Below are 13188 nucleotides of genomic sequence, written 5' to 3'. Positions count from 1 at the left end.
GTGGGCGCGGCCCGGCCCTCGCGGCGGCGCCGGCCGAGGAGCGGGGTGCCGCACCCCGGCCCGGTGCCCCCGGCGGACGACACCCACCGCAGGGTGCTGGCGGTTCTGGCCTACCTCAGGAGCTGAGCGGCTTGGCGTAGCAGCGGCTGGCCTCGTGGAAGCGGTAGTAGCCGAACTTGGCGCACGGCTCGTAGCCGCTGGAGGTGTACAGCGCGATGGCCTCCGGCTGCTGGGTGCCGGTCTCCAGCACCATGCGCAGCCGCCCGGCCGCGCGGGCGTCCTCCTCCAGCTCGGCGAGCATCCGGCGGGCCAGCCCGCGCCCCCGCGCCTGCTTCACCACGAACATCCGCTTCAGCTCGGCGTCCCCGTCCCGGTTCCCCTCGCCGTTCTCGTCCTGGCTGCGCCAGCCGCCCGTGGCGACCGGCCGCTCCAGCTCGTCGTAGGCGATGAGGTACACGCCGCGCGGCGGGTCGAAGTCGGCGGGCGCCAGCACCGTGGCGTCACCGCCGTCGCCGTAGCGCTCGTGGTACTCGGCCTGGACCTCGTCGTTGAGCTTGACGGCGTCCGGGTGGTCGAAAGCGACACGGCGTATAATCATGCTGCTCAAGGTACATCCATGCATCGATAGGGGGCGGGAAGGAAACGGACCCCGTCCAGTGTGCCGGTATCGTGCCGGGGTGCTGACCGTGACCTCCGTGAACGTGAATGGGCTGCGGGCCGCCGCGAAGAAGGGCTTCGTGGAGTGGCTCGCCGACACCGCCGCCGACGTGCTGTGCCTCCAGGAGGTGCGCGCCGAACCGCAGCAGCTGCCGGAGGAGGTGCGCGCCCCCGAGGGCTGGCACGTCACCCACGCGCCCGCCGCCGCCAAGGGCCGCGCGGGCGTCTCCCTCTACACCCGCCGCGCACCGGACGCCGTCCGCGTCGGCTTCGGCTCCGCCGAGTTCGACGTGTCGGGCCGCTACGTCGAGGCCGACCTGCCGGGTGTGACGGTCGCCTCCCTCTACCTCCCGTCCGGCGAGGTCGGCACCGACCGCCAGGACGAGAAGTTCCGCTTCCTGGGCGAGTTCCTGCCCTACCTCAAGGACCTGCGCGAACGCGCCGCCGCCGACGGCCGCGAGGTCCTGGTCTGCGGCGACTGGAACATCGCCCACCAGCAGGCCGACCTGAAGAACTGGCGTTCCAACACCAAGAAGTCCGGCTTCCTCCCGGAGGAACGGGACTGGCTGACCCGGGTGCTCACGCCGGCCGACGGCGGCTATGCCGACGTGGTCCGCGCCCTGCACCCGGACGTGGCCGGCCCGTACACGTGGTGGTCGTACCGGGGGCGGGCCTTCGACAGCGACGCGGGATGGAGGATCGACCTTCAGGTGGCGACCCCCGGCCTCGCGGCCAAGGCCGTGAAGGGCGTGGTGGAACGGGCGGCCACGCACGGCGAGCGCTGGTCGGACCACGCGCCGGTGACGGTGGTCTACGACCTCTGACGGCCGTCCCGGCGACGCGGACCTACGGCTGCCGCAGCCGCCGGTCCAGCGCCAGCGAGAGCTCCGCCTCGACCACGCTGCGCGCCAGCGGGCGCAGGCGGGGCAGGGCCTGTTCGTCCGCGTGGCGGAGGATCAGGTCGGCGAAGAGTTCCGCGAGGGCGTCGGCGTGGTCGCGGACGCGGGCGCCGGCGGCGAGGACCTCCGCGAGGGGGATGCCCTCGCGGACCAGGGCGGCGGAGACGTCCAGCAGGCGGCGGCTGATGTGGACGATCTCGTCGCCGTCGGTGCCCAGGTAGCCGAGGTCGAGGGCGGCGGCGAGGTTCTCCGGGGTGACCTGGCCCTCGAACCGGGCGGCGAGTTCCTCGGGGGTGAGGTGGACCGGTTCCTCCTCGGTGGGGCCGCCGACGCCGAGCAGGTCGGCGACGTCGCGGCCGTGGTCGAGGGCGTCGGCGAGTTCGGCGATGCCGGTCAGGGTGTGGCCGCGTTCCAGCAGGGCCGCGATGGTGCGCAGGCGGGCCAGGTGGTGGTCGTCGTACCAGGCGATGCGGCCCTCGCGCCGGGGTGGCGCGAGCAGTTTGCGCTCGCGGTAGAAGCGCAGGGTGCGCACCGTGATGCCGGCCTCCCCGGCCAGCTCCTCCGCCCTGTACTCCCGCTTGTCCGTCACCCGGGAAGCCTATGTCGTACCGCCGGTAACTTGCCTCCTCCGCCCCCTACCCATCGGTACGGAGCTGCTCTACGCTCCGATTGCGCCAGTGTTCACTGGCGGAGTCACGGAAGCGCGGACTCACGGAGTGGTGGATGCGCACAGTTGTCGCAGTGTCGCGAGGCAGGGAGGCGTCGGGATGACCGAGCACGAGCATGTGCGGGTGGCGGTGATCGGGTCCGGGTTCGGCGGACTGGGGGCCGCGGTGCGGCTGCGCCGGGAGGGGATCACCGACTTCGTCGTCCTGGAACGGGCGAGCGGCGTCGGCGGCACCTGGCGGGACAACAGCTACCCCGGGTGCGCCTGTGACGTGCCCTCCCACCTGTACTCCTTCTCCTTCGCGCCCAACCCCGACTGGCCGCGCACCTTCTCCGGGCAGGAACACATCCGCGCCTACCTGGAGCACGTCGCGGACGTCTTCCGGCTGCGCCCCCACATCCGCTTCGACGCCGAGGTCGAGCGGATGGCGTGGGACCCGGAGCGGCTGCGGTGGGACATCGAGACGGCGAGCGGGTCGCTCTCGGCCGACGTCGTCGTCTCCGCGACCGGGCCGCTGTCCGATCCGAGGATCCCCGAGATCCCCGGCCTGGACTCCTTCCCCGGCAAGGTCTTCCACTCCGCCCGCTGGGACCACGACTACGACCTCACCGGCAAGCGCGTCGCCATGGTCGGCACGGGTGCCTCGGCCATCCAGATCGTGCCCGCCATCCAGCCGCGGGTCGGCCGCCTCACCCTCTTCCAGCGCACCCCGCCGTGGGTGATGCCCCGCATGGACCGGGCGATCAGCGGCGCCGAGCGCTGGCTGCACAAGCAGCTGCCGTTCACCACGCAGGCCCGCCGCGGGCTCCTGTGGGGCATCCGCGAACTCCAGGTGCAGGCCTTCACCAAGCGCCCGGACGAACTCGGCTTCGTCGAGCGGCTGGCCAAGCGGAACATGGCCCGCGCGGTCAAGGACCCGGCCCTGCGCGCCAAGCTCACCCCGGACTACCGCATCGGCTGCAAGCGGATCCTGCTGTCCAGCGAGTACTACCCGGCGCTCACCCGCCCCAACGTGGACGTGGTGGCGAGCGGGCTGCGCGAGATCCGCGGGAACACCCTCGTCGCCGCCGACGGCAGCGAGGCCGAGGCCGACGCGATCGTCTTCGGCACCGGTTTCCGCGTCACGGACATGCCGATCGCCGAGCGGGTCGTCGGCGCCGACGGGCGGACCCTCGCGGAGAGCTGGAAGGGCGGCATGGAGGCCCTGCGCGGCGCCTCGGCGGCCGGTTTCCCCAACTGGATGACGATCATCGGCCCCAACACCGGCCTCGGGAACTCCTCCATGATCCTCATGATCGAGTCCCAGCTGAACTACCTGGCGGACTACCTCCGCCGGCTCGACGTCCTGGGAGGCCGGGCCGCCCTCGACGCCCGCCCCGGTGCCGTGCGTGCGTGGAACCGGCGGGTGCAGGACCGCATGACGCGCACGGTGTGGAACACCGGCGGCTGCACCAGCTGGTACCTGGACGCGAACGGCCGCAACACCACCATCTGGCCGGGCACCACGGGCGAGTTCCGCCGCGCGACCCGGCGGGTGGACCTCGCCGAGTACGAGATCCTGCGCGCCCCGGGGACCACGGCCGCCCCGGCCGCCCCGCAGGCGGCGGACCGCGGCGAGCGGCCGGAGGTGACCGCGTGACGGCGCCCGCAGCCTCCACAGCCCTCGGCCCGTACGCCCCGCCCGCCCCGGCCCGGGTCCTGACCGCGCGGTCCGCCGACGGCACCGAACTGCACGTCGAGGTGCACGGCCCGGACTCCGCCCCGGCCGTCGTCCTCGCGCACGGCTGGACCTGCTCGACCGCGTTCTGGGCGGCGCAGATCCGCGCCCTGTCCGCCGACCACCGGGTGATCGCCTACGACCAGCGCGGTCACGGCCGTTCCCCGGCGAGCCCGGTGTGCAGCGTGGACATGCTCGCCGACGACCTGGAGGCCGTGCTCGGCGCGACCCTCGCGCCGGGCGAGAAGGCCGTGGTCGCCGGGCACTCCATGGGCGGCATGACCGTCATGGCCGCCTCCGCCCGGCCCGCGTTCCGCGAGCACGCGGCGGCCGTCCTGCTGTGCAGCACGGGCAGTTCGCGGCTGGTCGCGGAGTCCACCGTCGTACCGATGCGGCCGGGCCGGCTGCGGACCTGGCTGACCGGGCACGTCCTCGGTTCGCGGGCACCCCTCGGCCCGGTCACGCCCGTCGCCCGCCGGATCCTCAGGTACGCCACGATGGGCGCCGGTTCGGCCCCGCACATGGTGGAGGCCTGCGCGCGGATCGTGCACGCCTGCCCGCGCCGGGTCCGGCACGCCTGGTCGAACGTCCTCGACCTGCTCGATCTCGACCACGCCGTACGGGAGTTGCGGGTGCCGACGGCGGTGATCGTGGGGTCGGCGGACCGGATGACCCCGCCCGTGCACGCCCGCCGGCTCGCCGAGGCCCTGCCGGTCTGCGCCGGCCTGACGGTGCTGCCCGGACTCGGCCACATGACGCCGGTGGAGGCACCGGAGCTGGTCACCGGCGCGATCCGGGACCTCGTCACCACCCACACAGCCACGAAGGAGGGCGCATGAGCAAGGTGAGCCTGGAAGGACAGGTCGCGGTCGTCACCGGCGCGGCACGGGGCGTCGGCGAGCTGCTCGCGCGCAAGCTCTCGGCGCGCGGGGCGAGCGTCGCACTGGTCGGCCTGGAGCCCGACGCGCTCAAGGCGGTCGCGGAGCGGCTGCACGGCGACGCCGACCACTGGTACGCCGACGTCACCGACCACGTGGCGATGGCCCGGGTCGCCCAGGAGGTGAAGGCGCGCTTCGGCAAGGTGGACATCGTGGTCGCCAACGCGGGCGTGGCCACCGGCGGTCCGTTCGCCGACTCCGACCCCGACGCCTGGCGCCGGGTCATCGAGGTCAACCTCGTCGGCTCGGCGGTCACCGCCCGCGCCTTCCTGCCGGTGCTGACGGAGAGCCGCGGCTACCTCCTGCAGATCGCCTCCCTCGCGGCGATCACCCCGGCCCCGATGATGACGGCGTACTGCGCCTCCAAGTCGGGTGTGGAGGCGTACGCGCACTGCCTGCGCGCCGAGGTCGGCCACAAGGGCGTGCGGGTGGGCGTCGGTTACCTGTCCTGGACCGACACCGACATGGTGCGCGGCGCCGATCAGGAGGACGTGATGCGGGAGTTGCGGCAGCGGCTGCCCTGGCCGTCGAACAAGACGTACCCGCTCGGACCGGCCGTGGACCGGATCGTCGCCGGCATCGAGCGCCGCTCCCCGCACGTGTACGGGCAGTGGTGGCTGCGCGGGATGCAGGGGATCCGCGGATACCTGCCCGGGGTCATCGGGACGGTCGGGCAGCGGGAGATGCGGCGGTTCGAGCCCCGGCTGCGGGGCATGCGGACGGGCCTGGTCGGAGCGGGGGGCGCGGCCGACGAACAAGCCCGCGCTACGCAGCGTAGTTGATCGAAATGCGCGGAATGTCCTGCCGTGTGAATCTGGTCGAGGCCCGACCAAGGGCCGATCCCCCTCACCCTCATACGGGAGTGAACCCACATGGGTATGAAGGACAAGTTCCAGGACCAGGCCGAGCAGTGGCAGGACAAGGCCAAGCAGAAGATGGACGAGACGAAGGAACGGGCCACGGAGCGCGGCCGTCAGCGTGGTGAGCGCGAGCACGAGCGCGGGCACGAGCGCGGTCAGGACCCGCAGCGCACGGTCCGTGACGAAGAGGACCGCTACGACGCGGACTTCGACCCCGAGGCGATGCGGTAACGCTGCCGCTGGGCTTGAGCGCACAGGGGTGCCCTCCGTGAAGGGGGGCGCCCCGCGTTTGCCGTCCACCGGGGGTGCGTCGTCGGGTGCGGGCCGGTGGAGGTCGGTCGCGCAGTTCCCCGCGCCCCTCAAGCGAGCTGCACTGCAGCCCGCTTGAGGGGCGCGGGGTTGTACCGGCATGCGGCTCCGGCACCCGGCCGCGCCCGACGACGCAGCCTCCACTGTTCACAAGTCCCGCGGGGGCAGCCGCGGACGGGACCGGTCGGGGGCGTCGGCGAGGCTCGGCGGGGACGCCGGCGGCTCCGTCTCCAGCAGGGCCAGCGCCAGCGACACCGCGTCGTCGAGCTGTGCGTACCGCCCCTCCGCCCAGTCCAGCGGGGTCCGCAGCGCCTCCAGGTCGGGGGCGACGCCGTGGTTCTCCACCGACCACCCGTAGGCGTCGAACCACGCCGCGTTCATCGGCACGGTGATGACCGACCCGTCGCCGAGCCGGTGCCGTCCGGTCATGCCGACCACCCCGCCCCACGTCCGCTGCCCCACCACCGGCCCGAGTCTCAGCAGCTTGAACGCGGCCGTGATCATGTCGCCGTCGGAGGAGGTCGCCTCGTCGGCGAGGGCGACCACGGGGCCGCGGGGTGCGTCGGTGGCGTACGACACGGGCTGGGCGTCGCGGGTGAGGTCCCAGCCGAGGATGGTGCGGGTCAGCTTCTCCACCACGAGTTCGCTGATGTGCCCGCCCGCGTTGCCGCGGACGTCCACGATCAGTGCGGGCCGGGACACCTCCATCCGCAGGTCGCGGTTGAACTGCGCCCAGCCGGAGCCGCCCATGTCGGGGATGTGTAGATAGCCGCACCGCCCGCCGCTCAACTCCCTTACGACCTCGCGCCGTTTGGCGACCCAGTCCTGGTAGCGCAGCGGCCGTTCGTCGACGAGGGGGACGACGGCGACCCGCCGGGTCCGCCCCCTCTCGCCCTCGGCGGGGGTGAACGTCAGCTCCACCGTCGTACCGCCCGCTCCCGCCAGCAGCGGGAAGGGGCCGGTGACCGGATCCACCGGCCGTCCGTCGACATGGGTGAGCACCGCGCCCTCGCGGATGCCGGTCCCGGCCAGCGGTGACCGCGCCCTGGAGTCGGAGGAGTCGCCCGGCAGGATCCGCTTGACCGTCCAACGGCCCTCCCGGCAGACGAGGTCGGCGCCGAGGAGCCCCTGCCGGCGCTGGTAGTGCGCGGGGCCCTCGTTGCGGCGGGCGGCGGTGACGTAGGCGTGGGAGGTGCCGAGTTCGCCGAGGACCTCCCGGAGCAGGTCGGCGAACTCGTCGGGGGAGGCGACCCGTTCGACCAGGGGCCGGTACTGGTCGAGGATCGCGTCCCAGTCGATGCCGCACATCCCCGGGTCCCAGAAGTAGGCGCGGATGAGCCGGCCCGCCTCCGCGTAGGCCTGCCGCCACTCGGCGCCCGGGTCGACCTCGTGGAGGATGCGGCGCAGGTCGATCCAGACCGTGGAGTCGAGGTCGCCGGACTCGGTGGCGGGCACCGCGCGCAGTTCGCCCTCGTCGACGACGACCAGCCGGCTGCCGTCGCCGCTGACCGCGAACCAGTCGAGGTGCCCGACGAGTTCGGACCTCTTCGCCTTGCCGAGGTGGAAGTGCTCCAGGGTGGGCCGGCCGCTGGTGTCGTCGGGGTTGGCGAAGGTCTCGCCGAGCGCCCCGGAGATCGGCCAGCGCAGCCAGACCAGACCGCCGCCCGCGACCGGGAACAGCGCCGAGTACTTGGAGGCGGGCACCGGGAACGGGGTCACCCGGCTCGCCAGCCCCTCGACCTCGACGCTCACCGTGCCGTCGCCGCCCTCGTCCTCGGCCGGGTCGAGCCCGCCGGCGGCCGGCCGTCCCTCGGGGGTGAGGGCGAAGGGGGACGGGGTCGCGGAGTTCAGCGGCACCAGGTAGGGGCGGCAGCCGAGCGGGAAGGACAGGTCGCCGGTGTGGACGTCGTACACCGGGTCGAAGCCGCGCCAGGAGAGGAAGGCGAGATAGCGGCCGTCGCGCGTGAAGACCGGGTTCTCGTCCTCGAAGCGCCCGTTCGTCACGTCGACGACCAGTGCGTCGCCCCTGTCCGGTCCGCAGATCCGGCCCATCTTGATCTGCCGCAGCGACCGCCCGATCCCCGGATGCGACCAGGTCAGCCAGCCCCCGTCGGGAGAGAACGCGAGATCGCGCACCGGCCCGTTGACCGACCGGATCAACTCCACGACCTCGCCGCCGGAGCCGCCTGAGCTGTCTGCCTCCTCTGCCTCCTCTGCCGCCCCGGCCTCGCCCGCCTCGCCGCCGCCCGGAGGCTCCCCCGTCCCGCCCGCGTCCGCCGCCTCGTCGGGCACCGTCACCAGCAGCAGGCGGCCGTCGTGCGAGGCGATCGCCAGTCGTCCGCCCGCCGGGTCGGAGACCATCTCCAGCACCCGGCCGAGGCCGCCGGAGGCCAGTCGCCGCGGCGCGCGGTCGCCGCTCGCGCGCGGCAGGTAGGCGATCTCGACGGCGTCCTCGCCCTCCGCGTCCGTCACGTAGGCGACCTGCCCGCCCGGGCCGAGCATCTCGGGGAGCCGGATCCGTGCCCCGGGCGGGTCGGTGATGGTCCGCGCGGGTCCGTCGCGGTGGGTGAGCCAGTACAGGCTGCCGCGCACGACGACCGCGCTCGCCCGCCCGGTCTCGTCGACCGAGATCCCGTCCACGTGCTGCGCGGCCGGGATCGGGTAGCGCCGCTGTCCGGTCCGCGGCCCGCCGAGCCGTACGTCGATCCGGCGCGGCGCTGAGTCCGGGGACAGGTCGTCGACGATCCAGAGGTCCCCGGCGCACTGGTAGACCACGCGGGTGCCGTCGCTGGCGGCGTTGCGGGCGTAGAAGGCGTCGTGGTCGGTGTGCCGTCGCAGGTCGGAGCCGTCGTGGGCGCAGGAGTAGAGGTTGCCGACGCCCTCGTGGTCGGAGAGGAAGGCGACCCGGCTGCCGACGAGCATGGGGGCGGCGAGGTGGCCCCCCAGGTCGGCGAGCAGCCGCTGTCCGTGCAGCCAGAGCCGGCCCGTGGCGCCGCCCCGGTACCGCTTCCAGGAGGCCGGCTCGTGCGGCGGGGTGCCGGTGAGGAGGAGGGTGCGGCGTTCGCCGTCGAGGTCGGCGCTCTGGAGGTCGGTGACCGGACCCCAGGGGAGTTTGCGGCCGGGGGAGCCGTCGGGGGAGACCTTGTAGGCCCAGGTGAAGTAGGAGAAGGGTTCGCCGTGGGAGCCGACGGCGAGGATCTCGCCGTCCGGCGTCCAGCCGCAGACGCGGGTGTCGGGGCTGCCCCAGTACGTCAGCCGCCGTCCGGGACCGCCGTCCACGGGGACCAGGTGGATCTCGGGCACGAGGCTGCGCCAGCTCGTGTAGGCGACCTGGCCGCCGTCGGGCGAGAAGCGGGGGTGGCCGGCCTTGGTGCGGTCGGCGGTGAGCCGCCAGGCGCGGCCGGGTCCGTCGAGCGGGGCCAGCCAGAGGTCGTCCTCGGCCACGAAGCACAGCTGGTCACCGCTGAGGTGCGGCAGGCGCAAGTAGGTCACGCTCCCATGCTTTTCCGGCACCGGGGGCCGGGCAACTCATGGGTTCTTGACGGACGTGAGCCAGGGCACGTACGAAACCGTTTCGTTTCGAAGAGGCGCAGGGTATCTTCTTGGTGTACGGGATGTACGGGACGAGTCCGTACCGGAGCCGGAAGGTGAGTGGCATGACTGAGGTCGCGACGGCGCGTCGCAGTCGCATCACGCCCGAGCGCGAGGCCGAGCTGTACGCGGCCGTGCTCGACCTGCTCCGAGAGGTCGGCTACGACGCCCTGACCATGGACGCCGTCGCCGCCCGCACCCGGTCCAGCAAGGCCACGCTCTACCGACAGTGGGGCGGCAAGGCCGATCTGGTCATGAAGGCCATCAAGCACAACAAGCCGGATCACGGCGAGGGGATCGACACCGGCTCGCTCCGGGGCGATCTGCACGCGCTGATCCTGCTCGAGGACGACTGCACCATCGAGCAGAACTCGGCGCTCATGCGGGGCATCGCCATGGCGATGCACAACAGCGCCGACCTGCGCAGGGCGTTCCGGGCTCAGCTCGTCGAGCCCGAGATGGCGGGCTTCCACCAGGTGATCCAGCGGGCCGTCGACCGGGGCGAGGTCCGTGCGGACCGCCCCGCGCTGGAGTTCCTCCTCCACATGATGATCGGCGGCTTCGCCACCCGGGCCCTGCTCGACGACCAGCCGCCCACGCAGGCCTTCCTCATCTCGTACATCGACGCCGTGGTCCTTCCCGCCCTCGGTATCCCCGCTACCCCCTGACCGTCCCCGCGGTCGCCGTTCCCTGACCGTCCCCGCGGTCGCCGTTCCCCGACCGCCCCCGCGGCCACCACCTCCTGACGCCACCGCTCCGCCGCGGGCACGGTCGTCGTCGCCGTCCTCATCGCCCTCACCATGATCCCGGCGCTGCTCGGCTTCTCGGGCCGCAGGATCCGCCCGGCGGGCGAGAAGCGCGAGCGGCGCGGCACCGGACGGACCGCACGGGCCGGCCGGGCGGAGAAGGCGGCGGCGTCCCGGCCGGCGGCCCCTGCCGGGCCCGGCCTCGGCACCCGCTGGGCGAGCTTCGTCGTCCGCCGCCCGGCCGCCGTCCTGCTGCTCGGTGTGGTCGGCCTCGGGGCGGTCGCCGTCCCGGCCACCCAGCTCGAACTGGGCCTTCCCGACGACGGCTCGCAGCCCACGCCCACCACGCAGCGCCGGGCCTGCGACCTGCTGTCGGAGGGCTTCCCCTGCTCGGGGAGAAGGCCTGGTGGCTGCCGAGGTGGCTGGACCGGGCCCTGCCCGACGTGGACGTCGAGGGCGAGGGACTCAAGGCCCTCGACTCCCGCGACGCGGACCCGGACCCCGACAAGGACCGGGAGCTGGTCCGCGCATGACGCCGCGTTGAGCGGGCGCGGTGGGGAGAAGGCCGGTGCGGGCTCCGTGGGGACGGGGCGCCCGCACCGGCCTTTTGTTCGCCCTGCCCGTTGTGACCCACTTTCGGGTGACGCCCGATCACCGGGAGGGCCCGCAGGGCAGATCTGGCAACGGCCCCGCGCCTTCAAGGCATAGATGGACATAGAACGTTACTGTCACCGGAATATGGACGATTCGTAACGTGAGGCGTCAATCGGCTGCTTGCGGGATGTGTGGTGGTCAAGTGTGGGTTCTGCGGCCGATGTGGTCGCAACTCGCACAAAACTAGGAGACCTTGTGTCTGCTTCCGTTGTTTCCGCCCGTCGTCTCGCCGCCGCCGGCCTCGTGGCCGCCGCCGTGGTCGGTGCCGTGGCACTGCCGGCGTCCGCCGCCGACCACTCGCGCGACGAGCGGCCGAAGGTGGAGATCAGCGACGTCCAGTACGACGCGCCCGGCGGCCGTGACGACCGCTCCAACCGTTCCCTGAACAGGGAGTGGATCGAGCTCACCAACACCACCCGCCACGCGATCAACCTGGACGGGTGGAGGCTGTCGAACCGGGACGGCCGCGTCTACACCTTCGACGACTACCGCCTGGCCCCCCGCGCCACCGTCAGGATCCACACCGGCCAGGGCCGCGACACCCGCACCGACCTGTTCCAGGACCGCCGCCGCGAGGTGTGGGACAACCGCGCCGACACGGCCACCCTGCGCAACGACCGCAACCGCTTCGTCGACGCCGAGTCGTGGGGCGGCCGCCACCACGGCGACGACCGCTACGACCGCGGTGACCGCTACGACCGCGGTGACCGCTACGACCGTCACCACGGTGGCGACCGCCACGACCGCGGTGACCGCCACGACCGCGGCGACCGTCACTGACACACCCTCACCGGCGGCGCGCCCGACCCCCTCTTCCAGGGGCGGGCGCGCCGTCCTGACGTGCGCGAGCGCACCGCGTGACGCCACTGGTCACCTCGGCGGTCCTGCTCGCCGCGGTCACCCACGCGAGCTGGAACGCGATCGCCCACCGGATCACCGACAAGCTCACCGGCTTCACCCTCATCTCGGGCGGCGGGTTGCTCATCGGCCTCGCGACGGCGCCGTTCGCGGCGTTCCCCGCGGCGGCGGCGTGGCCGTACCTGCTGGTCTCGGCCGTGATCCACATCGCCTACTACGCACTGCTGATGCGCTCGTTCCGGCTCGGCGACTTCGGGCAGGCGTATCCGATCGCGCGCGGCTCGGCGCCTCTCGTCGTGACGGTCCTGGCCGCCGTGTTCGCGCACGAGGTGCCCGACGGCTGGGCCGCCGCCGGGATCGCCGTGTCCTGCGCGGGCCTCACCGGCGTCGCCCTGTGGGGCCTGCGCGGGCGGCGCCCCGACTGGGCGGCGATCGGCGCGGCGCTGGCGACCGGCCTGACCATCGCCGCGTACACGGTCGTCGACGGCCTCGGCGTCCGCGCGTCCGGGTCCTCCCTCGGCTACATCGCCTGGCTGATGGCCGTCCAGGGCACGGTCCTGCCCCTGTACGTCCTCCTCCGCCGACGCGGCGCAACCCTCGCCCTCCTCCGCCCCCACGCGGCCCTCGGCCTCCTCGGCGCGGCCCTCTCGGTCACCGCGTACGCCCTCGTCCTGTGGGCCCAGACGCGCGCCGCACTGGCCCCGATCTCCGCCCTGCGCGAGTCGTCGATCATCGTCGGGGCGGCGATCGGCGCGGTCTTCTTCAAGGAACGCTTCGGCGCCCCGCGCATCGCCGCCGCCGTCCTCCTCGTGGTGGGCATCGGCCTGATGCTGCACACGGGGTGAGGGCGACGGCGAGCGGAGCCGTTCCGTCCGCTACGGCCGTGCGTACGGCCGCGTCATGATCTCCAGGTTGTGGCCGTCCGGGTCGGCGAAGTACGCGCCCCGGCCGCCGAACAGGCCGTTGGTACGGCCGGGTTCGGTGTGCCGGGGGTCGGCGTAGTACGTGACGCCGACGGCGTCCAGGCGGGCGATCATCGCGTCGAACTGCTCCTCCGCCACGAGGAACGCGTAGTGCTGGGACTGGATCGGCTCGTCGCGCTTCTCGTAGAAGTCGAGGGTGACGCCGTTGCCGAGGTCGACCGGCAGGAACGGGCCGAAGGGCGCGCCGACCGGAAGGCCCAGGATCGCGGCGAGGAACTCGGCCGAGAGCTGCCGGTCACGGGCGTGCACGGCGAGGTGGTCGAGCTGAGGAAGCGGTGACTGAACGGGCATGGTGAGGGAAGGTCTCCG

The 13188-nt window shown here is 73.2% G+C and carries 12 protein-coding genes and 1 pseudogene; 9 read left to right on the top strand and 4 right to left on the bottom strand.

Annotated elements, in window-relative coordinates; translation table 11 throughout:
• Positions 1-115 precede the first annotated feature (115 nt).
• Positions 116-598, bottom strand: coding sequence for a GNAT family N-acetyltransferase (locus ACH4N1_RS10860; RefSeq protein WP_398096210.1), 483 nt, complete (start codon positions 596-598; stop codon positions 116-118).
• A 79-nt stretch (positions 599-677) separates the two neighbouring features.
• Between ACH4N1_RS10860 and ACH4N1_RS10855 the strand changes: the two genes are divergently transcribed.
• Positions 678-1481: an exodeoxyribonuclease III gene (locus tag ACH4N1_RS10855; RefSeq protein WP_398096209.1), complete on the top strand. Its 804-nt coding sequence runs from the start codon at positions 678-680 to the stop codon at positions 1479-1481.
• Between the two features lie 22 nt (positions 1482-1503).
• On the opposite strand, the gene ACH4N1_RS10850 is transcribed toward ACH4N1_RS10855, so the two are convergent.
• Positions 1504-2145 carry a MerR family transcriptional regulator gene (locus ACH4N1_RS10850; RefSeq protein WP_398096207.1) on the bottom strand — a complete coding sequence of 214 codons (642 nt, stop codon included), beginning with the start codon at positions 2143-2145 and terminating at the stop codon, positions 1504-1506.
• A gap of 178 nt (positions 2146-2323) precedes the next feature.
• Here ACH4N1_RS10850 and ACH4N1_RS10845 point away from each other — a divergent pair, with 178 nt between their 5' ends.
• From ACH4N1_RS10845 to ACH4N1_RS10830, 4 genes are all read left to right on the top strand, one after another.
• Positions 2324-3862: a flavin-containing monooxygenase gene (locus ACH4N1_RS10845; RefSeq protein WP_398096205.1), complete on the top strand. Its 1539-nt coding sequence runs from the start codon at positions 2324-2326 to the stop codon at positions 3860-3862.
• Positions 3859-4779: an alpha/beta fold hydrolase gene (locus ACH4N1_RS10840; protein ID WP_398096203.1), complete on the top strand. Its 921-nt coding sequence runs from the start codon at positions 3859-3861 to the stop codon at positions 4777-4779. Before ACH4N1_RS10845 ends, ACH4N1_RS10840 begins: the two co-directional genes overlap by 4 nt.
• Entirely contained in the window at positions 4776-5660 is an 885-nt protein-coding gene (locus ACH4N1_RS10835; protein ID WP_398096201.1) for an SDR family oxidoreductase, read from the top strand. The genes ACH4N1_RS10840 and ACH4N1_RS10835 overlap by 4 nt, the downstream gene beginning before the upstream one ends.
• 90 nt (positions 5661-5750) lie before the next feature.
• Positions 5751-5969 carry a hypothetical protein gene (locus tag ACH4N1_RS10830; protein ID WP_398096199.1) on the top strand — a complete coding sequence of 73 codons (219 nt, stop codon included), beginning with the start codon at positions 5751-5753 and terminating at the stop codon, positions 5967-5969.
• A gap of 225 nt (positions 5970-6194) precedes the next feature.
• Here the strand turns inward: ACH4N1_RS10830 and ACH4N1_RS10825 are convergent, their stop codons facing one another.
• The gene (locus tag ACH4N1_RS10825; protein ID WP_398096197.1) at positions 6195-9539 is read right to left on the bottom strand and encodes a S41 family peptidase; all 3345 of its coding nucleotides are present in this window, start codon (positions 9537-9539) and stop codon (positions 6195-6197) included.
• Positions 9540-9703: 164 nt separating this feature from the next.
• Here ACH4N1_RS10825 and ACH4N1_RS10820 point away from each other — a divergent pair, with 164 nt between their 5' ends.
• From ACH4N1_RS10820 to ACH4N1_RS10805, 4 genes and pseudogenes are all read left to right on the top strand, one after another.
• A complete protein-coding gene (locus ACH4N1_RS10820; protein ID WP_398096195.1) occupies positions 9704-10306 on the top strand; it encodes a TetR/AcrR family transcriptional regulator in 603 nt (200 codons plus the stop codon).
• 87 nt (positions 10307-10393) lie between these two features.
• A pseudogene (locus tag ACH4N1_RS10815) lies at positions 10394-10768 on the top strand (MMPL family transporter); the annotation flags it as partial.
• A gap of 465 nt (positions 10769-11233) precedes the next feature.
• Positions 11234-11818, top strand: a complete 585-nt coding sequence (locus ACH4N1_RS10810) for a lamin tail domain-containing protein (protein ID WP_398096194.1) — start codon at positions 11234-11236, stop codon at positions 11816-11818.
• Positions 11819-11895: 77 nt separating this feature from the next.
• Positions 11896-12741, top strand: a complete 846-nt coding sequence (locus tag ACH4N1_RS10805) for an EamA family transporter (protein ID WP_398096192.1) — start codon at positions 11896-11898, stop codon at positions 12739-12741.
• Between the two features lie 30 nt (positions 12742-12771).
• Here the strand turns inward: ACH4N1_RS10805 and ACH4N1_RS10800 are convergent, their stop codons facing one another.
• Positions 12772-13170 (bottom strand): VOC family protein, encoded by a 399-nt coding sequence (locus tag ACH4N1_RS10800; RefSeq protein WP_398096190.1) that lies wholly within the window; start codon positions 13168-13170, stop codon positions 12772-12774.
• Positions 13171-13188: the final 18 nt, after the last annotated feature.

This window comes from Streptomyces sp. NPDC017202, from assembly GCF_044331705.1.
In the GTDB taxonomy this organism is placed as follows: domain Bacteria; phylum Actinomycetota; class Actinomycetes; order Streptomycetales; family Streptomycetaceae; genus Streptomyces.
This window is presented reverse-complemented; position numbering and strand designations above follow the sequence as displayed.